General features: G+C 63.8%; 17 protein-coding genes. 7 read left to right on the top strand and 10 right to left on the bottom strand.

The window, feature by feature from the left end; genetic code table 11:
- Positions 1-27: 27 nt before the first annotated feature.
- From def to smc, 4 genes are read right to left on the bottom strand one after another with little or no spacing between them, the layout of a single operon-like run.
- Positions 28-567 carry a peptide deformylase gene (gene def, locus Q0T48_RS07955; RefSeq protein ID WP_295954795.1) on the bottom strand — a complete coding sequence of 180 codons (540 nt, stop codon included), beginning with the start codon at positions 565-567 and terminating at the stop codon, positions 28-30.
- On the bottom strand, positions 564-2,651 hold the full coding sequence (gene ligA, locus Q0T48_RS07960) for an NAD-dependent DNA ligase LigA (RefSeq protein WP_295954797.1): 2,088 nt from the start codon (positions 2,649-2,651) through the stop codon (positions 564-566). The genes def and ligA overlap by 4 nt, the downstream gene beginning before the upstream one ends.
- A gap of 5 nt (positions 2,652-2,656) precedes the next feature.
- Positions 2,657-3,688, bottom strand: a complete 1,032-nt coding sequence (locus Q0T48_RS07965; protein WP_295954800.1) for a cell division protein ZipA C-terminal FtsZ-binding domain-containing protein — start codon at positions 3,686-3,688, stop codon at positions 2,657-2,659.
- Entirely contained in the window at positions 3,685-7,212 is a 3,528-nt protein-coding gene (gene smc / locus Q0T48_RS07970; protein ID WP_295954803.1) for a chromosome segregation protein SMC, read from the bottom strand. Before smc ends, Q0T48_RS07965 begins: the two co-directional genes overlap by 4 nt.
- Positions 7,213-7,502: 290 nt before the next feature.
- Here smc and Q0T48_RS07975 point away from each other — a divergent pair, with 290 nt between their 5' ends.
- Complete coding sequence (locus Q0T48_RS07975; RefSeq protein ID WP_295954805.1) at positions 7,503-8,657, top strand: hypothetical protein; 1,155 nt, start codon at positions 7,503-7,505, stop codon at positions 8,655-8,657.
- 88 nt (positions 8,658-8,745) lie between these two features.
- Here the strand turns inward: Q0T48_RS07975 and Q0T48_RS07980 are convergent, their stop codons facing one another.
- The 5 genes from Q0T48_RS07980 to Q0T48_RS08000 all read right to left on the bottom strand — a co-directional run bounded on the left by Q0T48_RS07980 (position 8,746) and on the right by Q0T48_RS08000 (position 13,413).
- Positions 8,746-9,471, bottom strand: coding sequence for an ABC transporter ATP-binding protein (locus Q0T48_RS07980; protein WP_295954808.1), 726 nt, complete (start codon positions 9,469-9,471; stop codon positions 8,746-8,748).
- Positions 9,464-10,228 carry an ABC transporter ATP-binding protein gene (locus Q0T48_RS07985; protein ID WP_295954812.1) on the bottom strand — a complete coding sequence of 255 codons (765 nt, stop codon included), beginning with the start codon at positions 10,226-10,228 and terminating at the stop codon, positions 9,464-9,466. Before Q0T48_RS07985 ends, Q0T48_RS07980 begins: the two co-directional genes overlap by 8 nt.
- The gene (locus Q0T48_RS07990; RefSeq protein WP_295954815.1) at positions 10,225-11,199 is read right to left on the bottom strand and encodes a branched-chain amino acid ABC transporter permease; all 975 of its coding nucleotides are present in this window, start codon (positions 11,197-11,199) and stop codon (positions 10,225-10,227) included. The genes Q0T48_RS07985 and Q0T48_RS07990 overlap by 4 nt, the downstream gene beginning before the upstream one ends.
- Positions 11,199-12,071 (bottom strand): branched-chain amino acid ABC transporter permease, encoded by an 873-nt coding sequence (locus Q0T48_RS07995; RefSeq protein WP_295954816.1) that lies wholly within the window; start codon positions 12,069-12,071, stop codon positions 11,199-11,201. The genes Q0T48_RS07990 and Q0T48_RS07995 overlap by 1 nt, the downstream gene beginning before the upstream one ends.
- A 169-nt stretch (positions 12,072-12,240) precedes the next feature.
- Positions 12,241-13,413 carry an ABC transporter substrate-binding protein gene (locus Q0T48_RS08000; RefSeq protein WP_295954819.1) on the bottom strand — a complete coding sequence of 391 codons (1,173 nt, stop codon included), beginning with the start codon at positions 13,411-13,413 and terminating at the stop codon, positions 12,241-12,243.
- Positions 13,414-13,642: 229 nt separating this feature from the next.
- Here Q0T48_RS08000 and Q0T48_RS08005 point away from each other — a divergent pair, with 229 nt between their 5' ends.
- The 5 genes from Q0T48_RS08005 to Q0T48_RS08025 all read left to right on the top strand — a co-directional run bounded on the left by Q0T48_RS08005 (position 13,643) and on the right by Q0T48_RS08025 (position 18,846).
- Positions 13,643-13,864, top strand: coding sequence for a glycine zipper 2TM domain-containing protein (locus Q0T48_RS08005; RefSeq protein ID WP_295954820.1), 222 nt, complete (start codon positions 13,643-13,645; stop codon positions 13,862-13,864).
- Positions 13,865-14,119: 255 nt separating this feature from the next.
- Positions 14,120-15,136 carry a taurine ABC transporter substrate-binding protein gene (gene tauA, locus Q0T48_RS08010; RefSeq protein WP_295954823.1) on the top strand — a complete coding sequence of 339 codons (1,017 nt, stop codon included), beginning with the start codon at positions 14,120-14,122 and terminating at the stop codon, positions 15,134-15,136.
- A gap of 78 nt (positions 15,137-15,214) precedes the next feature.
- Positions 15,215-16,006, top strand: coding sequence for an ABC transporter ATP-binding protein (locus tag Q0T48_RS08015; RefSeq protein WP_295954825.1), 792 nt, complete (start codon positions 15,215-15,217; stop codon positions 16,004-16,006).
- The gene (locus tag Q0T48_RS08020; RefSeq protein WP_295954828.1) at positions 16,003-16,878 is read left to right on the top strand and encodes an ABC transporter permease subunit; all 876 of its coding nucleotides are present in this window, start codon (positions 16,003-16,005) and stop codon (positions 16,876-16,878) included. Before Q0T48_RS08015 ends, Q0T48_RS08020 begins: the two co-directional genes overlap by 4 nt.
- 408 nt (positions 16,879-17,286) lie before the next feature.
- Entirely contained in the window at positions 17,287-18,846 is a 1,560-nt protein-coding gene (locus tag Q0T48_RS08025; RefSeq protein WP_295954832.1) for a methyl-accepting chemotaxis protein, read from the top strand.
- Between the two features lie 160 nt (positions 18,847-19,006).
- Here the strand turns inward: Q0T48_RS08025 and purL are convergent, their stop codons facing one another.
- Positions 19,007-23,044, bottom strand: a complete 4,038-nt coding sequence (gene purL, locus Q0T48_RS08030) for a phosphoribosylformylglycinamidine synthase (protein ID WP_295955211.1) — start codon at positions 23,042-23,044, stop codon at positions 19,007-19,009.
- A gap of 161 nt (positions 23,045-23,205) precedes the next feature.
- Between purL and map the strand changes: the two genes are divergently transcribed.
- A complete protein-coding gene (gene map, locus Q0T48_RS08035; RefSeq protein WP_295954835.1) occupies positions 23,206-24,045 on the top strand; it encodes a type I methionyl aminopeptidase in 840 nt (279 codons plus the stop codon).
- The last annotated feature ends 11 nt before the right edge of the window (positions 24,046-24,056 follow it).

Consider the following 24,056-nt stretch of genomic DNA (forward strand, 5'->3'; position numbering starts at 1 on the left):
TTGTGCGCTTAGTGCTGGTTCAAATGCTCAATCGTCATCCGCCAGGCCCAGCGCGGGGAACAGCACCTCGGTGTAACCCAGTTGCGTCAGGTCCCGCATGCGCGTGGGGTACAGCCTGCCGATCAGGTGGTCGCACTCGTGCTGCACCACGCGGGCATGGAAGCCGTCCACCGTGCGGTCTATCAGGTCACCATATTGGTCAAAACCGGTGTAACGGATGCGCGACCAGCGCGGCACCAGACCCCGCAGGCCGGGTACCGACAGGCAGCCCTCCCAATCGTCCTCTTCCGCATCGCCCAGGGGCGTGATCACCGGGTTGATCAGCACCGTGGGCGGCACGACGGGCCGGTCCGGATAGCGCGGATTCACCTCCGCCGTGCCAAACACCACCAGCTGTAAATCCACCCCGATCTGCGGCGCCGCCAGCCCCGCGCCGTTGACCGAGCGCATGGTGTCCAGCATGTCGGAGATCAACAGGTGGAGTTCGTCGGTGTCGAATTCGGTCACCGGCTGGGCCGTGCGCAGCAGGCGCGGGTCGCCCATTTTGAGGATGGTGTGGAGGGTCATGTGTCTGCTTCCGGTGATAACAATGCCAACATCCCCGCCTCGTCCAGCACGGTGATGCCCAGCGCCTGCGCCTTGTCCAGCTTGCTGCCGGCCTCTACGCCCGCGACCACGTAGCTGGTTTTCTTGCTCACCGAACCGGCCACTTTGGCACCGGCGGCTTCGAGCAAATCCTTGGCTTCGTCGCGGCTCAGGGTGGGGAAGGTGCCGGTGAGGACGAAGGTCTGGCCTGCCAGGGGTTTGGGGGTTTGCTGGGCGGGTTCGCCCTCCTCCCAGTGGATGCCACAGGCGCGGAGTTGCTCGACCACTTCGCGGTTGTGCGGTTGGTCGAAGAAGGTGCGGATGGCCAGGGCGACGATGGGGCCGACATCGGCGACTTCCAGCAGTTGCTCGGGCGTGGCATCCATCACGGAGTCGAGCTTGCCGAAATGCCGGGCCAGCGCCTTGGCGGTGGCCTCGCCCACGTGGCGAATCCCCAAGCCGAACAGAAAGCGCGGCAAGGTGGTGTTCTTGGACTTTTCCAGGGCGTCCAGGATGTTCTGCGCCGACTTGTCGGCCATGCGGTCCAGCGCAGACAAGGCGGTAAAGCCGAGCTTGTACAGATCGGGCAAGGTACGGATCACCCCCGTGTCCACCAACTGCTCCACCAGCTTGTCGCCCAGGCCTTCGACCTCCACGGCGCGGCGGTGGGCGAAATGCAATATCGCCTCTTTGCGCTGCGCGGGGCAAAACAGGCCGCCACTGCATCGGTGGTTCATCTCGGTTTTTTCGCGCACTACCTTACTGCCGCAAATGGGGCAGGCACGCGGCATGCGGAAGTTGGGCACGTACTGGGCGCGCGGCTTGCCGATGATGCCCACCACTTCGGGAATCACATCGCCCGCCCGCCGCACGATGGCGGTGTCGCCCACCCGCACGCGCTTGCGGCGCAGCTCGAACAGGTTGTGCAGCGTGGCGTTAGTTACCGTGACACCGCCCACAAAGATCGGGGCCAGCCGCGCCACGGGCGTGAGCTTGCCGGTGCGGCCCACCTGCACGTCAATGGCGGTGATGGTGGTGAGTTGCTCTTGCGCCGGGTATTTGTGCGCCACGGCCCAGCGCGGCTCACGCGACACAAAGCCGAGCTGGCGTTGCAGGGCCAGGGCATTGAGCTTGTAGACCACGCCGTCGATGTCATACGCCAGGCTGTCGCGGGCGGCACCGATTCTTTGGTGGTACGCTACCAATTCCGTAGCGCCGTGTGCAATCGCCACCTGCGCTGCGACCGGAAAACCCCATTTTTTTAAGGTTTGCAGCAGCCCATAGTGCGTCTCGAACACCGGGCCGCCCTGCTCCGGCGCGGTCACCTCGCCCAGGCCGTAGGCGAAGAAGCTCAAGGGGCGCTGGGCTGCGATGCCGGGGTCGAGCTGGCGGACAGCTCCGGCGGCGGCATTGCGCGGGTTGACGAAGGTTTTGTCGCCCTTTTCGCGCTGGCGCTCGTTGAGCGCGTCGAAGTCGGCCAGGCGCATGTAGACCTCGCCGCGCACTTCCAGCACCGGCGGGGCATCGCCGATCAGACGCAGCGGAATCTGCCGCATGGTGCGGATGTTTTGCGTCACGTCTTCGCCGTATTCGCCATCGCCCCGGGTGGCGGCTTGCACCAGCACGCCATTTTCATAGCGCAGGCTCATGGCCAGGCCGTCGAACTTGGGCTCGGCCACGTATTCCACGGGCGGGTCGGTCTCGGTCAGCGCCAGCTCCTTGCGGATGCGGGTGTCGAAATTTTGCGCACCGCTGGGTTCGGTGTCGGTCTCGGTTCGGATGCTGAGCATGGGCACAGCGTGGCGCACCGAGGTGAACTCTGGCAGCGGCTTGCCGCCCACGCGCTGGGTGGGCGAATCTGCCGTCAGCAGTGCGGGGTGGGCGGTTTCCAGCGCCTGCAGGGTGCGGAACACGCGGTCGTACTCGGCATCCGGCACGGTGGGCGCGTCCAGCACGTAGTAGCTGTGGCCCCAGGCATTCAGTTGGGTGCGCAGCGCTTCTATTTCTATAGCTTCTGGCGTAGGCGGAATCTGCGCTAGAGAGCTAAAAAGGTCTGAATTTTCCATCACAATCAACTGAACAACCTTCGCGCCAAAACCGAGCCCGCAGCCAACTCCCGCGAGTCCAGCGTGTCGTACAGCTGCTCCAGCGAGGCACCGATGCCGTCCAGCGCGTCACGCTGCAGCGGGTAGCCGCGGTCGTCGGTCAGGCTGCCGTCCATGGCTTCGGCCAAAACGGCGGCGGTGTCGCGCAGGCGCACAAAGGGTTGCTCGGCGCGGTCTACCTGCGGCACATCCAAGCTCAGGGTGACTTCCCGCAAGGCCGACTGGTCTAGGTCTTCGGCCAGGGCGGCTTGCGCGTCGAACGCCAGTCCCAGGATGGGCGGCATACCAGGCGTGCTGCTGGGCAGCAGCATGCGGCCAGGAATCAGGCTCGGCACGAAACCCAGGCGGGCGGCGTGCTGCTGCACGTAGCCGGGACTCCAGGCGGCGTGCACGGCGCGCAGGGTGAAGCCGAGCTGGGCATCGTGGTCGTTGGCAAACTGGTCCAGCTCGCGGCCGCGGGCCACTTCTTCGCGCATCTCGGGGAATTCGGGCAGGCCGCTCACCGTGTCAGCGTAGGCCTGGGTTTTGATGACGAATTCAGAATATTCGATCTCGTTGAGCGCACCGGTGCGGTTGGCCAGTTGCACACCGGCCTGCAGCTGGCTGTAGCGCTGGCCGGCCACCGGGGTTTCCCACTGCTGGCTGGCCACGTTCAGACCCTCGATGGCAAAGGGTTTGCTGCCGACGCGGCGGGTCGGTGGCATCGCCGCCAGGGCCGCATCGCCAGACACCGGGTGCTCCAGCGCGATAGGTGCCAGCACGTCGATCAGCGCGTCCATGCCGGGCTTGCGCTCAGGCGTGGGCAGCGGCGGCAGTTCTTCGCCGTCAAAGGCCGGGTCGCGGCGTTCCGCATCCGGCGCGCTGGGCTCTACGGGGGTGGGTACGGGGTCGGGCTGCTTGGGGGCATTTTTACGTGCCGACCAGGTGTTGTAGGCCACGACGGTGACGAGCACAAGCCCGCCGCCGATGGCCAAACCGAGTTGTAGAGTGGTGGTCATGTTGTTTCGGCCATGGATAAGGCCGACTCCATATCGACTGCCACGATGCGTGAAACGCCCTGCTCCTGCATGGTCACACCAATCAGTTGCTGGGCCATTTCCATGGCGATCTTGTTGTGGCTGATGAAAAGAAACTGGGTTTCGCGGCTCATGCTGGCAACCAGTTTGGCATAGCGTTCGGTGTTGGCGTCGTCCAGCGGCGCGTCCACTTCGTCCAGCAGGCAAAACGGTGCCGGGTTCAGCATGAAAATTGCGAACACCAGGGCGATGGCGGTCAGGGCTTTTTCTCCGCCCGACAGCAGGTGGATAGTCTGGTTCTTTTTGCCCGGCGGTTGGGCGATCACCTGCACACCGGAGTCCAGAATTTCGTCCCCGGTAATAACCAGGCGCGCATTGCCGCCGCCAAACAGCTCGGGGAACATCTTGCCGAAGTGGCCGTTGACGACGTTGAAGGTGCCCGACAACAGCTCGCGGGTTTCGCCGTCGATCTTCTTGATGGCGTCTTCCAGCGTGGTCATGGCTTCGACCAGATCGGCGGTCTGGGCATCCAGGAATTGCTTGCGCTCACGGGCCACGTTCAGCTCGTCCAGCGCGGCCAGATTCACGGCACCCAGCGCGGTGATTTCGCGGTTCAGGCGGTCGATTTCGCTTTGCATGCCCGGGATGCGTACATTGCCCTGGACTATGGACGTAGCGATGGCTTCCAGATCGGCGTTGGCTTCCGTCAACAACTGGCTGAACTGCTCAGAACCCAGGCGCGCGGCCTGCTCTTTCAGCTGGAATTCGGTGATGCGCTGACGCAGCGGGTCCAGGGCGCGCTCGTTCTGCATGCGGGCCTCGTCGCTGGCGCGCAGGCGGGCGGTCAGGTCGTCGTACTGGCTGCGCTGGGCGGCCATTTCGGCCTCGCGCTCCAGCTTCTGCGCCAAGGCGGTTTGCAGGCCACCCTGGGCGGCAGCGTCGTTCAGGCGGGCCAACTCGTCTACCGCGCGCTGCTGCTCATCCATCAGGGCCACGGTTTGCTGCTGCGCCATGTCCAGCGAACGGGTCAGTTCTGCCCGGCGGGCGCCCAGGCTGCGCTGGGCGAAAGTGGCTTCTTGCGCTTGCCGCTCCAGGCTGCGCTGCTGCTCGCGGCATTCGGCCAGCTTGCGCTGCACTTCGATAACGCGCTCGTCCAGCTGGGCGTGGCGCTCCTGGCTGTCGGCGAGCTGCATGTCGAGTTCTTCAAACCGGCCTTCCGCGTTGACGCGGCGCTCTTGCAGCTCGTCCAGCTGGGCTTCGACCTCGGCCAGATCGCCTTCCAGCTGCTGGCTGCGCACCCGGGCCTGCTCGGCCAGCTGGCCCAGTCTCAGGGTTTCGACCTGCAGGGCGTGGGCCTGGGTTTGCGCCTCGGTGGCTTCGCGCCGGGCGCTGACCAAGCGGCTGGAGGACTCGTTGTAGGCGGCTTCGGCCCGCACCAGGGCGTAGCGGGTTTCCTCATTGATGAGGGTCTGGGCGCGCAGTTGTTTTTCTAAATTCTCAATCTCTTGCGCCCGCGCCAGCAGCCCGGCCTGCTCGGAATCAGGCGCGTAGAACGACACGCTGTGCAGGCCCACGGCGTGGCCGCTTTGCACGTAAATCACCTCGCCCGGCCGCAACTGGCTGCGCTGGAGCAGGGCATCTTCAAAACTGGGCGCGGTGTAGCAACCGTGCAGCCAGTCGGCCAGCAAGGCGGCCAGACCGGCATCGTTAAGGCGCAGCAGATCCGCCAGGCGCGGCAGGCTGTTCGAGGGGAGCGCGGGGCTAGCGGGCGGCGGGCTGTAGAAGGCCAGCTTGGCGGGCGGCACATCGCGGCCATCCAGCCCGGCAAACGCCCGCACCATCTCTAGCCGGGACACGGCCAGCGCGCCCATGCGCTCACGCAGCGCGCCTTCCAACGCGTTTTCCCAGCCCTGCTCAATGTGGAGCTGGGTCCAGATGCCTTGCAAGCCGTCCAGGCCGTGGCGGGTCAGCCAGGGCTTGAGCTTGCCATCGGTTTTAACTTTTTCTTGCAGGGCCTTGAGGGCTTCCATGCGGGCCGACACATCGGCCTGGCGGGCGGATTCGGTGTTGACGGCGGCCTGTTTGGCGCGGCGGTCTTCGTCGAGTTGGGGCAGAAATTCTTGCAGGTCGTGCAGTCGCGCATCGGCGACGCTGGCGGCCTCGGTGGCTTCCTCCAACTGGGCTTGTAGTTGCGATAAGCGGGCTTCGTCGGGGGCCGCCAGGGCTTTTTTGTCGGCTAGCAGACGTTCACGGCGCTGATCGAACTGGCGGCTTTGCTCTTCGATGCTGCGCTGATCGGCTGCCAGCACCTGGATCTGCTGCTGCACCTGCACCACGCCCGTGCGCTGTTCGTTGGCGGCGCGGCTGGCGCTTTGCAGGGCATCTTCCAGGTCGGGGATTTGCCCGGCCTGCTCTTCCACCTGGGCGGCCAGCAGCTCGGCTTTCTCCTCGGCTTCGATGCCGGTGGCTTCCAAGTTTTCCAATTCGTACTGGGCATCTTCTTGCCGCGTGGCCCATTGCTGGATCTGCTCTTTCAGGGTGGCCATGCGCAGCTCGACGCGCTGGCGGCCTTCCACCACAAAGCGGATTTCGCCCTCCAGCCGCCCTACTTCGGCGCTGGCCTCGTACAGCTTGCCCTGGGCGCGGTTGACGGCATCGCCCGCGTCGTAGTGCGCCTGGCGGATGGTTTCCAGCTCGGCTTCGACATGGCGCAGGTCGGCGATGCGCGACTCCAGGTCGTTCACCGCCTGGGCGGCATCGGCTTGGACCTTGCTTTGGTCGGATTCGCTATCGACCTTCTTCAAGAACCAGAGCTGGTGTTGCTTCAGCGTGGCGCTGGCGTGCAGGGTGTTGTACTTGTGCGCCACCTCGGCCTGCTTTTCCAGCCGCTCCAGGTTCGCGTTGAGCTCGCGCAGGATGTCTTCCACGCGGATCAGGTTTTCGCGGGTGTCGCTAAGGCGGTTTTCGGTTTCGCGGCGGCGCTCTTTGTATTTGGAGACCCCGGCGGCTTCTTCGAGGAACAGGCGCAGCTCTTCAGGGCGCGACTCGATGATGCGGCTGATGGTGCCCTGGCCAATGATGGCGTAGGCGCGCGGGCCCAGGCCGGTGCCCAAAAACACATCCTGCACGTCGCGGCGGCGCACCGACTGGTTGTTGATGTAGTAGCTGCTGGTGCCGTCGCGGGTGAGCACGCGCTTGACGGCGATTTCGGCAAACTGGCCCCACTGGCCACCTGCGCGGTGGTCGTTGTTCTCGAACACCAGCTCCACACTGGCGCGGCTGGCCGGTTTGCGGGTGGTGGTGCCGTTGAAGATCACGTCCTGCATGGACTCGCCGCGCAACTCGCTGGCCTTGCTTTCGCCCAGCACCCAGCGCACCGCGTCCATGATGTTGGATTTGCCGCAGCCGTTCGGCCCCACCACGCCGACCAACTGCCCGGGCAGGTGGAAGGTGGTGGGTTCGGCGAAGGACTTGAAGCCCGCGAGCTTGATGGATTGGAGGCGCACCGGTAAGTGGGGCTTTTGGCGTGGTCTGGAAGTGGGTTTACGTGCGCCCGCAGACGGCACAGAGAAAAGTCAGTTTACCCGAGGCCTCCAAGGCACTGGCGCAGACCTGGGGAAAACAGCTATATTTTACGTAGCTGCTCGCGTTCGCTGCATAAGCACAGAATGCCTATTTTATGCGCCATCGTGACCCCCAACTCTACCCGGCGGTTACGGCTTTTATGGTTTTATTATTTTGACAGGCATAAAATTACCCCATCACGAATAATTTGACCCTAAAACCTGGGAGCCCCATGGCTGACATCTTTACCTACCGCCGTACCGCCCTGGCCGCCAGCTACTGTGATGCGCTGGAAGGCCGCGGCATTCTGGACGCGACCTCGGGCCTGTTTCTGGCCGCACCCCGGCGCACCGGCAAATCCACCTTCCTGCGCGAAGACATGGTTCCCGAAATGCGCGCGCGCGGCTGGCAAACCCTGTATGTCGATTTGTGGTCCGACCGCAGCCGCGATCCGGCGGAGCTGATCATCGCCGTGGTGCGCGACACCCTGGCCCAGCTGGACGGCCCGGTGCTCAAGGCCGCCAAAAGCGTGGGCCTGGACAAGCTCAACGTGCTGGGGGCGCTGAGCCTGGATCTGAGCAAGATCGGCCAGCCCGGCGGGGCCACCCTGTCCGACGCGTTGGAGCGGCTGCACGCCAAAAGCGGCAAACCCCTGGTTTTGCTGGTGGACGAAGCCCAGCACGCCCTGTCCACCGAGGCCGGCACGCGGGCCATGTTTGCGCTGAAGGCGGCCCGCGACCGGCTCAACCAGGGCCGGGCCGTGCGCGGCCTGCACCTGGTGATGACCGGATCGAACCGCGACAAGCTCACCCACCTGGTGCTGCGCCGCAGCGAACCGTTTTACGGTGCCGGGGTGACGCGCTTTCCGCTGCTGGACCGCGGTTTCGTGGAGGCCTATGCCGAATGGCTCAAACCCCAGTTTGCCGACGGCAAAGCCTTCAGCGCCGACACGCTAGAGCGGGCCTTCACCCTGGTGGGCCGCAGGCCGGAAATGCTCAAACGGGTGGTGGGCGAAGCCGTGGCCGACTGGGGCGGTGCGCAAGCGCTGGACGCGCTGATCGAGCGCAATGCCCAACTGATACAGCACCGGGCCTGGCAGGAATTTGCCTCGACCTACAACGCCCTGCCCGACGCGCAAAAAGCCGTGCTGGACGCTATTGCCCGCCTGTCGCCCGACTACACCCCGTTTGCCGAAGCCGCGCTGTCCGCCTACCAGGCGGTGGTGGGCAAGCCGCTGAACAACTCGGCCATCCAGGGCGCGCTGGACGCGCTGCGCGACAAGGAGCTGATCTGGCGCGCGGGACGCGGCGACTACGCGTTCGAGGACGACGGGCTGCGCGCCTGGTACCTGGAACAGCACCCGCAGCCACAGTTGCTGGGAACTTGAGCGAAACGGTTTTGCTATTTATTTAATAGCTACTAACGTATGTAGAACATACACTAGAGGCATTTTTTCTATAAATTTTAAAACCAGTCTACCGCGCTACGCCCAGCAGCTTGTCCAGCAGCTCCGGCTGCTCCTGCAGGCTGCGCGCCGTGCCGGTGTAGACCACAGTGCCGCGGTCCAGCACGGCAGCGGTGTCGGAGATGGCCAGAATCGCCTGCGGGTGCTGCTCCACCAAAATGGCCGACAAACCTTCTTCGCGGGTGATGCGGCGGATGGCGCGCAGCAGCTCCTGCACGATGATGGGTGCCAACCCCTCACAGGGCTCGTCCAGCAGCAGCAGCGTGGGGTTGAGCACCAGGGCCCGGCCCATGGCCAGCATTTGCTGCTCGCCGCCCGAAAGCTGGGTGCCCAGGTTGGTCTTGCGCTCGGCCAGCCGGGGAAACAGGCTGTAGACCCGCTCGGGTGTCCAGGGGCTGGCGCTGCGACCGGCGCGGGCTGGCCGGGCCACGGCAGTCAGGTTCTCGTGCACCGTCAGCGATTTGAAGATGTTGCGCTCTTGCGGCACCCAGCCAATGCCCGCAGCGGCACGCTCGTGCGAGGGCAGGCGGTGCAGTGCCACACCGCCCAGCGTCATGCTGCCCGCGTGTTGGCGCGTGGCCCCGGCCAGGGTGTTGATCAGCGTGGTTTTGCCGGTGCCGTTGCGGCCCAGCAAGGCCAGGGTCTGGCCCGCGTGCAGGGCCAGCGACACGCCGTGCAACACCACGGCCTCGCCGTACCCGGCACTCAAACCTTCGATGTTCAAGAGTTCAGCCATGGACTTCCTCGCTGTGTCCCAAATAGACGGCCTTGACCTGCGGGTCGTTGGCGATGGTTTGCGGGTCGCCCTCGGTGAGCACCGTGCCGTTGACTAGCACCGTCATGCGATTGGCAAAGCTGAACACCAGGTCCATGTCGTGCTCGATCAGCAAAATCGACACTTCGGGCGGCAGCGCGGCCACGGTGTGCAGCAGCTCCTCGCGTTCGCCTGCGGGCACACCGGCCACCGGTTCGTCCAGCAGCAGCACACGGGGTTCGCAGGCCAGGGCGATGGCGATTTCCAGCAGGCGGCGCTTGCCGTAGGCCAGCACCCGGGTTTCCTGGGCCATCACGGCGGTCAGGTGGAACTGCTCCAGCAATTCTTCGCAGCGCTGGGTCACATCGCGGCGCGCCCCCAGGGCCTGCCACCAGGAGCCGCCCAGGCCCCGATGCTGCGACACCACCATGGCCAGGGTTTCCAGCGGGGTCAGCGAGTCAAACAACTGGTTGATCTGGAAGGTGCGCACCAGGCCACGGTGCACGCGCTGGTGCGGCGGCAGCTGGGTGATGTCCTGCCCCTCCAGCACGATGCGGCCCGCGGTGGGCTGCAGCACGCCGGTCAGCAGGTTGATCAGCGTGGTCTTGCCCGCGCCGTTGGGGCCAATCAGCGCGTGGCGCGCACCCTGGTGCAGGTCCAGCGTGACGTTGTTGGTGGCGGTGATGCCGCCAAACTGCATCACCAGGCCCTGGGCCGAAAGTACCGTCTTGGCGCTCATGGTGTGCTCCCATGCTTGCGCGGTAAGCGCCAGGTCCAGGGGCGCAGCAGGCGCTCGCGGCCCACCAGCACCAGCACCACCAGGAACAGGCCGATCCAGAAGGTCCAGTACTGCGGCGTGATGCTGGACAAGGCATCTTGCATCAGCTTGAACACAATTGCGCCCAGCACGCCGCCGTACAGCCAGCCCACGCCGCCCACCACCAAAATCAGCATCACGTCGGCCGAGCGGTGGAACTCAAAAAGGTCCAGCGACGCAAAACCCGAGGTCTGCGCCAGCAAGGCCCCCGCCGCACCCGCCATGCCAGCAGCCAGGGTGTACACCACCACCAAGCGGCGGTGCACCGGGATGCCGATGGCCATGGCCCGCAGCCGGTTGTCGCGGATAGCCTTGAGCGTGGCCCCAAACGGCGAGTGCACCAGCCGCCGCGCCAGCACAAACAGCACCAGCAGCACCAGCAGCGAATAGCAGGCCGAGGTCTGCCCCGCCAGATCGAACTCAAACCGACCCAGCACTGGCCCCAGCACCACGCTTTGCAGGCCATCGGCACCGCCGGTCAGCCAGTCCAGTTTGTTAGCCAGCTCCATCAGGATGAGGCCCACGCCCAGGGTCACCATCAGCCGTGTCAGGTCGGTGCCGCGCAAAATCGTGGCACTGCAGGCAGCGCCCAGCAGCGTGGCCGTGGCGATGCCCACCGCCAGGCCCACCAGCGGGTCGGGCATGACCAGCTTGGCAAACAGCGCGGCCGAGTAGGCCCCCATGCCAAAAAACGCCGCGTGGCCCAGCGAGACGATGCCGGTGTAGCCCAGAATCAAGTCCAGCGACAAGGCAAACAGCGCCACGATGGCGATCTCGTTGACGATCAGCGCATGCCGCGGCAGTACCCAGGGCGCGGCCAGGGCCAGCAGCCACAGGGCGAACTCCCAGGATTTCCAGCGGCCCGCTTTGAGCAAGAGGTTTTGGGTAGTCATCACTTGCCCCCCTGGCGCACAAACAAGCCCTGGGGCCGCCAGATCAGAATCGCAATCATCAGGCTGTAGACGATGAAGGCGCCCAGCTTGGGGATGTAGTACTTGCCCGCCACGTCGGCAATGCCCAGCAGCAAGGCGGCCAGCAGGGGCCCAGTGATGCTGGAGGTGCCGCCCACGGCCACCACAATCAAAAAGTACACCATGAACTTGAGCGGAAAGGTCGGGTCCAGGCCCAGCACCTCGGCACCCAGTGCGCCGCCCAGCCCGGCTAGGCCGGAGCCCACGGCAAAGGTGCCCAAAAACACCACGTTCACATTGATGCCCAGGCCTGCGGCCACCCGCTGGTCGTCCACCGAAGCGCGCAAGCGGGTGCCAATCCGGGTGCGGGCCAGCACGTACTGCAAGGCCACGGTCAGCGCCGCGCATACCGCGATGATGAACAAACGGTAGTGCCCCATGCCGAGCATGAAAGCGCCCTCGCCCAGCTCGGTGCGGCCCTTGAGCCACGCGGGCAACTGAATGATTTGCGGACTGGAGCCAATGAAGTAATCGGCACTGGCCACGGCCATGAAGGTCAGGCCGATGGAAAACAGCACCTGGTCCAGGTGCGGCTTGCGGTACAGCGGCCGGTACAGCGTGCGCTCCAGCACCGCGCCCAGCACGGCCGAGATGGCAAACGCCAGCGGCAGGCACAGCAAAAACGGCACGCCGCCGCGCTGCATCAGCAGCACCGTGGCATAGCCGCCCACCATGGCGAATGCGCCGTGGGCCAGGTTGATGAAGTTCATCAGCCCCATGGTCACGGCCAAGCCCACGGCCAGAATGAACAGCAGCATGCCGTAGGCGATGCCGTCAAAAAGAATGGTCAACATGCGGTATTGAATCTCTCAAACAATGAGAACACTTCGACTGGCCACAGCGCTGTCATCGGACGCGCCGACCTCATCCCAGAACATTCGCGGAACCGGCTTTGCCGAGCCGCTGAATGTGCCCCCTGCAAGGGGGTTGGCGGAAAGTGCGCAGCACTGTGGCCTGGGGGTGTTACTTTGCTTTCCCTGGGTCTTTCACGTCCTTTATGACCGCGAACTCCACGTTGTAGAGCTGGCCATTCTTGCGCTCCACTTTGCGCAGGTAGACGTTTTGCACGATGTCCCGGGTTTGCGCGTCGATGAAGATCGGGCCGCGCGGGCTCTCGAAAATCTGGCCTTTCATGGCCGCCAGCAGCGCATCGCCATCGCCCTGCCCTTTGCTAACGCGCAGGGCCTCGTAGATCACGCGCATGCCGTCATAACCGCCCACGGCCATGAAATTGGGGCGCAGTCCCTTGTTGGCCTTGGTGAAGGCCTCGACAAACTTGGTGTTCAGCGGCGACGGGTGGTCGGTGGAATAGTGGTGCGAGGTGACCACGCCCAAAGCGCCGTCGCCCATGTCGTTGAGCTGGTCGTCATCGGTCACGTCGCCGGTGCCGATCAGCTTGATGCCGGCCTTGTCCATGCCGCGTTCCAGAAACTGCTTCATCACCGCTGCGCCCGCACCCGAAGGCACAAACACAAACAGCGCATCGGGCTTCAAATCGCGCACTTTTTGCAGAAACGGCGCAAAGTCTGGGCCGCGCAAAGGCACGCGCAGCGACTCGGGTACCTGGCCGCCGTTGAACAGAAAGCGCTCCTTGAAATACTTCTCGGCATCCAGACCGGGGCCGTAGTCGCTGACCAGGGTGACCACGGTTTTGATGCCATTTTTGGGTGCCCAGTCGGCCATGGTGACCGCCACCTGGGGCAGCGTGAAGCTGGTGCGCACGATGTAAGGCGATGCCTGGGTGATGCTGCTGGTGGCCGCAGCCATCACTACCAGGGGGGTTTTGGACTGGGTGGCGATGGGTGCGGTGGCCAGGGCCGAAGGCGTGATACCAAAGCCCGCCAGCACGTTGACCTTGTCGTTGACTACCAGTTCCTGGGCCAGGCGCTTGGTCACGTCGGGCACGCTGGTGTCGTCTTTGACGATCAGCTGGATCTTTTTGCCCGCCACGGTGTCGCCGTTTTGCGCCATGTAGAGCCGGGCCGCTGCTTCGATCTGCCGCCCGGTGGAGGCCTGCTGGCCGGTCATGGGCAGGATCAGACCAATTTTGAAAGTGTTGTCTTGCGCTATGGAATAAGTAGCTACCAACGCAGTGACGGCAAGCGCCGATGACCGTAGAAAGTATCTTTTTTGCATGTTTTGTCTCCTGGTTTAATTCTGGCGTTGGCCTGCTCAAGCACCTAACTGGAGCAGACCATAGCCACTTATCTCAACAAGTGTAAGTCGGTGAAACAGCTAACTGTTAGTGTAAAAAATCATACCGGGCGTAGGACGACAACTACATGCATTAGCGGTTTCGTCTGCTAGGTGTCGCGCAGCACGTTTTCCATACTGGAGGCATATGTCACACCACAAGGAAACCACCATGAACTCCCTTCGCCACTATGCAAGTACTGCAACCATCGCCGCCATTGCGGCCGCCGTGCTCACCCTCAGCGGCTGCGCCGGCATGACCCGCCAAGAAAAAGGCACTGCCACCGGTGCAGCCATCGGCGGCGTAGCCGGTGCCGTAATGGGTGGGGGCGCACTGGGCACGGCCGCCGGTGCCGCCGTCGGCGGTGTCATCGGCCACGAAACCACCAAGTAAACACCAAGTAAGGCCACTACCCTGCGGCCAAGCCTCTGGTCTTGGCCGCAGGAATTTGCTACGTTATCCATAGCTGATAGTGCAGTGAATATATGTGCTAACTACCTATTTGGATGATTTTTAAAAGACCATCCAAACTGCATTATTCGAATATCGTATGTTGGTATCGTTCTATATCCACGTACCCATCTAACTCTAAGATTCCGTTCAAGGTCGCCAGTTGCTGCGGCCGAACTGTTCCAAGGAGTTAGACACATGGCATTCGTTAAAAAACTACTCATCACCGCCGCGGTGGGCGCGTTGGCTTTGGCCGCCGCCAGCATCGGCTACGCGGCTGACAAAAAAGTGGTGGTGGGCTACCAGACCGATGCCCTGCCCTCGTCGGTGGGCATTGCCAACGGTGACTACGCCAAGGCCACCGGTTACGACATCGACTTTCGCCGCTTCAACTCGGGTGCGGACATCTTTGCCGCCATCGCCTCGGGTGACGTGCAGATCGGCTACGTGGGCTCTAGCCCCTACGCGGCCGCCACCTCGCGCGGGCTGGACGTGAAGGCGTTCTATGTGGCATCCATCTCTGGCACCGACGAGGCGCTGGTGGTGCGCAATGGCTCGGGCATCAACACCGTGGCCGACCTGAAGGGCAAAAAGCTGGCCGCCGCGCCCGTGTCCACCGACCACTACCAGTTGCTGGCGTTGATCAAAAGCCAGGGCCTGACCGAAAAAGACGTGCAGGTCTTCACCATCCCGCAGCCCGAAATCGTGGCGGCCTTCAACCGCGGCGATATCGACGGCGGCTTTGTCTGGGACCCCGCGCTGACCGAGCTGAAGAAGACCGGCAAGGTGCTGGTCACCTCCAAGGACGTGGCCGACAAGGGTGCACCGACCTTCTCTGCCTGGGTAGCCACTGCCGCCTTCGCCAAGGACCACCCTGAATTCCTGAAGTCCTTCTCGGGTGTGATCGACAAGTACTCCAGCTCGTTTGCCAACAACAAGGCGGCCTGGACGGCGGACAGCGACAACACCAAGGCACTGGCCAAACTGCTGGGCGGTACCTCGGCCGACCAAGCGGCTGCGCTGCAAAACCTGTCGCTGCTGAGCCTGAACACCCAGGCATCCGATGCCTGGCTGGGTGGCGGCGAGAAATCCGGCGTGGCCCGCATTCTGAAGGAAACCTCGGTTTTCCTAAAGGAGCAAAAGAAGATTTCCGAAGTGCTGCCCAGCTACGCAGCCTTCGTGACCCCCACCGCCGTGGTCGCCCTGAAGAAATAACCCCGCTCCCCCCGTAAAGCCGCGCCAACCGGGACAGCCCGTGGCGCGGCATCGTTGTATCCCGATAGAAAGATTCCCATGCTGCGAGTTGACAATGCCAGCGTATTTTTTGCGGCCCGCGACGGCCGAGCCGTGCAGGCCCTGGACCGCGTTTCGCTGGACATTCCCCAAGGCGGCTTCGTGGTCGCGCTGGGCACCTCCGGCTGCGGCAAGTCCACGTTGCTCAACGCCATGGCCGGTTTTTTACCGCTGTCCAGCGGCTCCATCACCCTGGACGGCCGTCCGGTTGAGGGCCCCGGTGCCGACCGCGGCGTGGTGTTTCAGAAAGACACCTTGTTGCCCTGGAAGTCGGTGATCGACAACGTCGCCCTGGGACTGAAGTTTGCGGGCGTGGGCCGCAGCGAGCGCCGTGAACGCGCACAGGAGTTGCTGCGCCTGGTGGGCCTGCAGGACTTTGTCGATGCCGCACCCTACGAGCTGTCGGGCGGCATGCGCCAGCGTGTGGGCCTGGCCCGGGCCCTGGCACCCGACCCCGATATCTTGCTGATGGACGAGCCCTTTGGCGCGCTCGACAGCATGACCCGCGAGCAGATGCAAGAGTTACTAGTGTCGGTTTGGGCGCGCACCGGCAAGCGGGTGTTTTTCATCACCCATTCGATCGAAGAAGCGCTGTTTCTGGGTACCGAGCTGATTGTGATGTCGCCCCGGCCCGGCCGCATCGTTGCCCGCTTCGACCTGGACTTTGTACGCACCTACGCCCGCGATGGCGACGCCCGGGCCATCAAGACATCCCCCGCATTTGCGCACCTGCGCGAAGAAATCCGCGCCATCGTGCACCAATCAGAAACGCTGGAAGAAACCACCGTATGACCGAACTCACCGCCTCTTCCCTGGGCGCTGCGCGACAAGCCGCAGCCGAAGCCCCACCGCAGCCCGCAGCGCCACGCCTGGTACAGATGCGCAGCTTCGGCATCGGCGCGCATTCCACAGTACCCACCAGCCTGGCCACCGGCGCGGTGATTTTGCTGCTGTGGTGGGCCGTGGCGCAGACCGGCGTAGTGCCACACCTGTTCCTGCCCACCCCGGCCGAGGTGCTGTCGGTGGCGCAGTCCATCTGGGCCGACGGCTATGCCAACGCCACGCTGTGGGAGCACGTATCGGCCAGCCTGCTGCGCATTCTGTCGGCGGCGGCCATCGCGGTGGTGCTGGGCATCCCCACCGGGTTGGCCATGGGGCTGAACCGCTGGGCCAAGGGCATTCTGGACACGCCCATCGAGTTCTACTGGCCGCTGCCGCCACTGGCCTACTTGCCGCTGATGGTGATCTGGCTAGGGATTGGCGAAACCTCCAAGATCGTGCTGCTGACGTTGGCTATGTTTGCGCCCATCGTGCTATCGGCCCAGGCGGGTGTGCGTACACTGCCGCAGGAGCGGGTGAATGCCGCGCTGTCGCTGGGTGCCAGCCGCTGGCAGTTGTTCAGCGAAGTCGTGCTGCCGTCGGCTCTGCCCGAGATATTGACCGGCATCCGCATTGCGCTGGGCGTGGGCTGGGGCACGCTGGTGGCGGCCGAGCTGATTGCATCGACGCGCGGCATTGGCTTCATGGTGATGTCGGCGTCGCACTTCTTGGCGACCGATGCGGTGTTTGTCGGCATTGCCGTCATCGCCGCCTGCGCATTCGGGTTCTCGATCGCCATGCGCCTGCTTGAAGGCTGGCTGGTGCCCTGGAAGGGCAAACACTGAAATCGGCAGACAGCCTGCATTTACTATAAAAAAAGTAGCACATAGCGTATATACAACTTGCGCTAGATGCCTTTTCTTCTTAAAAATCACACCGCCCTGCGCCACGGCGGTGTGATGGACTGCATCACCACCGCAGTTACCGCGCTACTAGTAGCGCCAAGCGACGCATGCGCTTTCTTCTAATAGCGCATCTAAATATAGCCACTGTTACAAATACACGGGAGCCCGGCGGGTATAACCTGCACGCGAGTCTGCTCGCTACTACAGTGCGCGTAACCCCGACTGAAGGCCGCAATATTTACATTCGCGTGGCTGAATCCACCCAGATTGGCACGGTTATTGTTACGCTTACTTACTAAAAAGCCTGAGCCTTTGCCCTTTGACCTCTCGTGTAACCAAGACCCCCCTATGAACCCGCTCAACCGCTTCTCGATCCGTTTCCGCTTGTATTTCAGCACCGCATTTTCATTGCTGCTGCTGGTCATCATTGGTCTGGTGGGCTACTGGGCGCTGGACTCCACCCGGGGCACGGTAAAAGTGCTGGTCGAGCAAAAGGTGCAAACCCTGACCGACATGAACGAGCTGCGCATCACCCTGGCCCAGGTGCGCCGCAATGAGAAAGACATCATCATCAGCTTCAACAACGCCGTCGAAGTGGCCGTGTTGCGCGAATCCTGGCAAAAGTCGCTGCAAAGCTTTGGCAAGGGGCTGGCTGCATTGCGCACCAGCCAGGGCAGCGACACCACCTACCTGAAGATGCTGGACACCTCGCAGGCCGAAATCAAGGCCTACACCGACGGTATGTCCCCGGTGCTGGCGCAGATCGAGGCGGCGCAAATCGACGGCTCGGTGGGCGGGGCCTATGCCGAAAAGCAAAAGTCCCACGTCGATGCCATCGACAGCCTGCTGCAGCAAGCCGCCACCACCTCGCGCGAAGACATGCAGGCCGCGCAGGCCGGTATTGACCGCCGCACCCTGGTGTTGTCGGGCATCCAGATGGGCATTCTGGTGCTGGCCTTGCTGGTGCTGATTCCGCTGACCTTCTTCAGCGTGCGCAGCCTGACCCGGTCGCTGACCCAGGCCTGCAACATCGCCGAAGAGATCGCCCAGGGCCATTTGTTTGTGCCGGTGCAGGCGCAGCAAAACGACGAAATTGGCCAACTGGTCAACGCCATGGGGCGCATGCAAGTATTTTTGCGTGAACTGGTGTCGCAGGTGCAACTGGCCGCCCGTACCATCCACGCGTCCAGCACCGAAATCGCCGCGGGCAACCAGGACCTGAGCCACCGCACCGAGCACACCGCTGCCAACCTGGAAGAAACCGTGGCCGCCATGGCCGAACTCACTGGCAACGTGCAAGAGAGCGCCAGCGCCGCCGCCCAGGCCAACCAGATGGCCCAGTCGGCCGCCGAAGTGGCCACGCGCGGTGGCGAAGTGGTGTCGCAGGTGGTGGTGACCATGCGCGAGATCAACGCCAGCTCCAAAAAGATCGCCGACATCACCAGCGTGATCGACAGCATCGCCTTCCAGACCAACATCCTGGCGCTCAATGCCGCCGTGGAAGCCGCCCGCGCTGGCGAGCAAGGCCGTGGCTTTGCCGTGGTGGCCAGCGAAGTGCGCCTGCTGGCCCAGCGCTCCGCCCAGGCAGCCAAGGAAATCAGCACCTTGATCAACACCTCGGTCGCCAAGGCCGACGAAGGTGCCAAGCTGGTAGCCCGCGCAGGCACCACCATGGACGACATCGTGGGCAGCGTGCAGCAGGTCACCACCATCATCCGCACCCTGTCCAGCCAGGCCAGCGGCCAAAGCAGCAGCATCGCCCAGATCAGCGAGTCGGTGGGCCAGGTGGACCAGGTGACGCAGCAAAACTCGGCCCTAGTAGAAGAATCCGCCGCCGCGTCAGAGTCGCTGCGCGAACAGGCGGATGCGCTGACCGAGGCGGTGAGCCGGTTCCGGCTGGAGGCTTAAGGCTCTCAGACAAAGCCGCAGGCGAGCCGACTTTTCCAGAGGTGCCGCGGAACCGGCTTTGCCGGGCCGCAGGCATCGCCCCCTGCATGTCGTATCGATTTTTCAAATCGATACGAGGGGGGGTGGCGGAAAGCGCTTGCGCTGTAGCCTGGGGGTGTGCCTAGCCTATCCAACGCCGCGCGTTGTGCCAGAGCTGCATCCAGGGGCTGAAATCACTCTGGTCGCCGCTGGTCCAGCTCATCTGCACGTTGCGGAACACGCGCTCGGGGTGCGGCATCATGGCGGTGAAGCGGCCGTCGGCCGTGGTCACGGCGGTCAGGCCACCGGCGCTGCCGTTCGGGTTGAACGGGTAAGCCTCGGTGGCTGCACCGAAGTTGTCGACGAAACGCATGGCGGCAATCGCTTTGGACGCGTCGCCACGGTAGGCGAAGTTGGCGTAGCCCTCGCCGTGTGCCACCGCGATCGGCAGACGGCTACCGGCCATGCCTTGCAGGAACACGCTGGGGGATTCCAGCACTTCGACCATAGACAGGCGGGCTTCAAAGCGTTCGCTGCGGTTGGTAGTGAAGCGCGGCCAGGCCTGCGCGCCGGGGATGATGTCGGCCAGCTCGGCAAACATCTGGCAGCCATTGCACACGCCCAGAGCCAGGGTGTCCTGGCGGGCGAAGAAGGCCTTGAACTCTGCGGCCAGCACCGGATTGAAGGTGATGCTGCGCGCCCAGCCGATGCCGGCGCCCAGGGTGTCGCCGTAGCTGAAGCCGCCACAAGCCACCACGGCCTGGAAGTCTTGCAGTTTGGCGCGACCGGTTTGCAAATCGGTCATGTGCACGTCAAAGGCATCGAAACCGGCCAGACCGAAGGCGTAGGCCATCTCGGTGTGGGAGTTCACGCCCTGCTCGCGCAGCACGGCCACCTTGGGGCGGGTCAGCATCAAAGCGGGTGCCGCTACATCTTTGCTAGCTGCTTGTACTGATCCAGCAAGCACGGGCGTGCTATTTGGCATAAACACATGCATACCCGGATCAGCAACGGCACCGGAGACCGCGTGCTCTGCATCGGCACCGGCGGGGTTGTCGCGCTGCTGGCAGATCTTCCAGCTCACGCTGTCCCAGACCTGGTGCAGGTCTTCCAGCTTGGCGCTGAACACGGCCTTGGCATCGCGCCAGACCTGCACTTCACCCACGCCAGCCGTGATGGTGCTGCTGGCAGGACGGGTTTTGCCGACGATGTGGCTGTGCTTGGCCAGGCCGTGCGTGCGCAGGGTCTGGATGGCGGCATCGCGGTCGGCAGTGCGCACTTGCAGCAGCACGCCCAACTCCTCGGTGAACAGGGCTTTGAGCGTCAGCTCTTCGCGGCGCGGGCCGACCTGGCCTGCCCAGTTTTTGCTGTCGCCCACGTCCATGCGGCTATCGCTGATGCCGTCGCCTTCGGTGACCAGCAGGTCCACATTCAGCGCCACGCCAACGTGTCCGGCAAAGGCCATTTCGCAGGCTGCCGCGAACAGGCCGCCATCGCTACGGTCATGGTAGGCCAGCAATTTGGTGCGCAGCGCGTTGACGGCATTGACCAGGTTCACCAGGTCTTGCGGGTCGTCCAGATCGGGCACGGTGTCACCGACCTGGTTCAGGGTTTGTGCCAGGATGCTGCCGCCCATGCGGTTTTGGCCCTTCCCCAGGTCCACCAGGATCAGCGTGGTGTCTGCCTCGGTGGCGTTGAGCTGCGGGGTCAGCGTGCCGCGCACATCGGCCAGGGTGGCGAAGGCGGTGACGATCAGGCTGACGGGGGACGTGACCTTCTTTTTGTCGTCTGCATCTGTCCACTGCGTGCGCATCGACAGGCTGTCTTTGCCCACGGGGATGGAGATACCCAGCGCCGGGCACAGCTCCATGCCGACGGCCTTCACCGTGGCGTACAGGGCGGCATCTTCGCCGGGCTCGCCGCAGGCGGCCATCCAGTTGGCGGAGAGCTTGACGCGGGGCAGATCGAACGGTGCGGCCAGCAGGTTGGTGATGGCCTCGGCCACCGCCATGCGGCCGGATGCGGGGGCGTTGACTGCGGCCAGCGGCGTGCGCTCGCCCAGGGCCATGGCCTCGCCCGCGAAGCCTTGGTAATCGGCCAGGGTCACGGCGCAGTCGGCCACCGGTACTTGCCAGGGACCGACCATCTGGTCACGGTGGCTCATGCCGCCGACGGTGCGGTCGCCGATGGTGATCAGGAAGCGCTTGCTGGCCACCGTGGGGTGGGCCAGCACGTCGATGGTGGCTTTTTGCAGGCTCACACCGGTCAGGTCCACGGGCGCAAAGGTGCGGGCAACCGTCTTCACATCGCGGTGCATCTTGGGCGGCTTGCCCAGCAACACGTTCATAGGCATATCGACTGGGCTCTGAGCCTCAGCGTCCGCCACAATGAGCTGGCGCTCTTCGGTGGCCACACCCACCACCGAGAACGGGCAGCGCTCGCGTTCGCACAGCGCGGTAAACGCCGCCAGCGACTCGGGTGCGATGGCCATCACGTAGCGTTCCTGGCTTTCGTTGCACCAGATTTCTTTCGGGCTCATGCCACTTTCTTCCAGCGGCACGGCGCGCAGGTCGAAGCGCGCGCCCCGGCCTGCGTCGTTGGTCAGCTCGGGGAAGGCATTGCTCAGGCCGCCTGCGCCCACGTCGTGGATGGCCAGAATCGGATTGGCCGCGCCTTGCATCCAGCACTGGTTGATGACTTCCTGCGCCCGGCGTTCGATCTCGGGGTTGCCGCGCTGCACCGAGTCAAAGTCCAGCGAGGCGGCATTCGCGCCCGTGGCCATGGAGCTGGCCGCACTGCCGCCCATGCCGATGCGCATGCCGGGGCCGCCCAACTGGATGAGCAGCGAACCGGCGGGGAATTCGATCTTGTGCGTTTGCGTGGCATCGATCGTGCCCAGGCCACCGGCCAGCATGATGGGCTTGTGGTAGCCGCGGCGGATGCTGTCCACGTCGGAGGTGACGGTCTGCTCGTATTCGCGGAAATAGCCAAGCAGGTTGGGCCGGCCGAATTCGTTGTTGAAAGCCGCGCCGCCCAGTGGGCCTTCGGTCATGATGCTCAGCGGGCTGGCAATGTGCTCGGGCTTGCCGATAGACACATCGCCCTCTTGCGGCCAAAGTTTGGACACCGTGAAACCGGTCAGGCCCGCCTTAGGCTTGGAGCCACGGCCCGTGGCACCCTCGTCACGGATTTCGCCGCCCGCGCCGGTGGACGCGCCGGGGAACGGCGAGATGGCGGTGGGGTGGTTATGGGTTTCGACCTTCATCAGCACATGGTGCAAAGCGCTACTTTTTTCGTAGCTGCTTGCGCTTATTCCATAAGCACCAGAGGCTGATTTCGCTAAAAATCGCTCAATCTCGTAACCTTCCATCACGGAAGCATTGTCCGAGTACGCCACCACGCTGTGCTGCGGGGCCAGCTGGTGGGTGTTGCGGATCATGCCGAACAGACTTTTAGTCTGGGCTACGCCGTCGATGGTGAACTCGGCGTTGAAGATTTTGTGGCGGCAGTGCTCGCTGTTGGCCTGGGCGAACATCATCAACTCCACGTCGCTAGGGTTGCGCTTGAGCGTGGTGAAGGCGTTGACCAGGTAGTCGACCTCGTCGTCGGCCAGGGCCAGGCCGAATTCGGTGTTGGCGGCCAGCAGCGCGGCGCGGCCACCGCCAAGCACGTCCACCTGGGCCAGCGGCGCGGCTTCCAGTGCGGTGAACAGTTCTTGGGCCTGGCTGCGGTCCAGCATGGCACTTTCGGTCATGCGGTCATGCAGCAGGTCCGCCACCTGGGCCAGTTGCGCGGCGGTCAGCACGGTTTTGCCCAGCAAAGGCTGCTTGACTGTCAAACGGTATTCGACGAAACGCTCAACCCGGTGCACCGCCAGGCCGCAGTTGTGGGCGATGTCGGTGGCCTTAGAGGCCCAGGGCGACACGGTGCCGAAACGCGGTGTCACCACCAGCAAGGGGCCTTCGGTAGGGCCTGCATACGGGTCGCCGTAGGTGAGCAATCCCGCCAGTTGCGCGCGCGCAGTGTCCGCAGGCGCGGCATCGCTGGCCACCAAATGCACAAAGCGTGCAGACACGCCGGTGATCTTGTCATGGATGGCTTGCAGCCGGGGCAGGAGTTGCTGAACGCGGAAATCGCTAAGGGCGTTGCCGCCTTCAAACAGAGAGATATGCAAGGTCACGGTGGCGGCCTGGTTGGGGAAGAATGGGGACTGGGTGGCCCGGTAGCCCAGCGCAGACACTGCTGGTACGGGCAAACCCTAGAGCGCGGAATTTTAACGGCTGTGCGGGCAGCGGCAGCAGGCGCTGCAACGCATCGCGGCATCTAGGATAATTAGGGGCTATGACTATCACCTACAAAGACGCAGACGGCATCGCAGGGATGCGCGTCGCGGGCCGCCTGGCTTCCGAAGTGCTCGACTACCTGACCCCCCACGTAGTGCCCGGCGTGACCACCAACCAGCTCGACAAGCTGGCGCACGACTACATCACCCAAGTGCAAGGCGGCATTCCGGCCCCTTTGAACTACACCGGTGGCGGCAATATCCCCTACCCCAAGTCGATCTGCACCTCGGTGAACCACCAGGTTTGCCACGGTATTCCCAACGACAAACCGCTGAAAAAAGGCGACAGCGTCAACATCGACGTAACCGTCATCAAGGACGGCTGGCATGGCGATACCAGCCGCATGTTCATTGCGGGCGAAGGCAGCATTCTGGCCAAACGGCTGGCGGCTTTGACGTATGATGCCATGTGGCACGGCATCAAAATGGTCAAGCCCGGCATCCACTTGGGCGATATTGGCCATGCCATCCAGCGATTTGCCGAAAGCAACGGTTTCAGCGTGGTGCGCGAGTTCTGTGGCCACGGCATCGGCCGCATCTTCCACGAAGAGCCGCAGGTGCTGCACTATGGCCGCCCCGGCACGCTGGAGATGCTGAAAACCGGCATGACCTTCACCATCGAACCAATGATCAACGCCGGTAAAAAAGACATCAAGGAAGGCCCGGAAAAAGACGGCTGGACCATCGTCACCAAAGACCATTCGCTATCGGCCCAGTGGGAGCACACGATTCTGGTGACCGAGACGGGCTATGAGGTGCTGACACTGTCTGCGGGCAGCCCGCCCACGCCCGCTTTCGTGCCCGTGCAAGTGCCTGTGCAAGCGGTCGCCACCGCGTGAAGCGCGATGCA

The sequence above is a fragment of the Rhodoferax sp. genome (assembly GCF_025354435.1).
In the GTDB taxonomy this organism is placed as follows: Bacteria; Pseudomonadota; Gammaproteobacteria; order Burkholderiales; family Burkholderiaceae_C; genus Rhodoferax_B.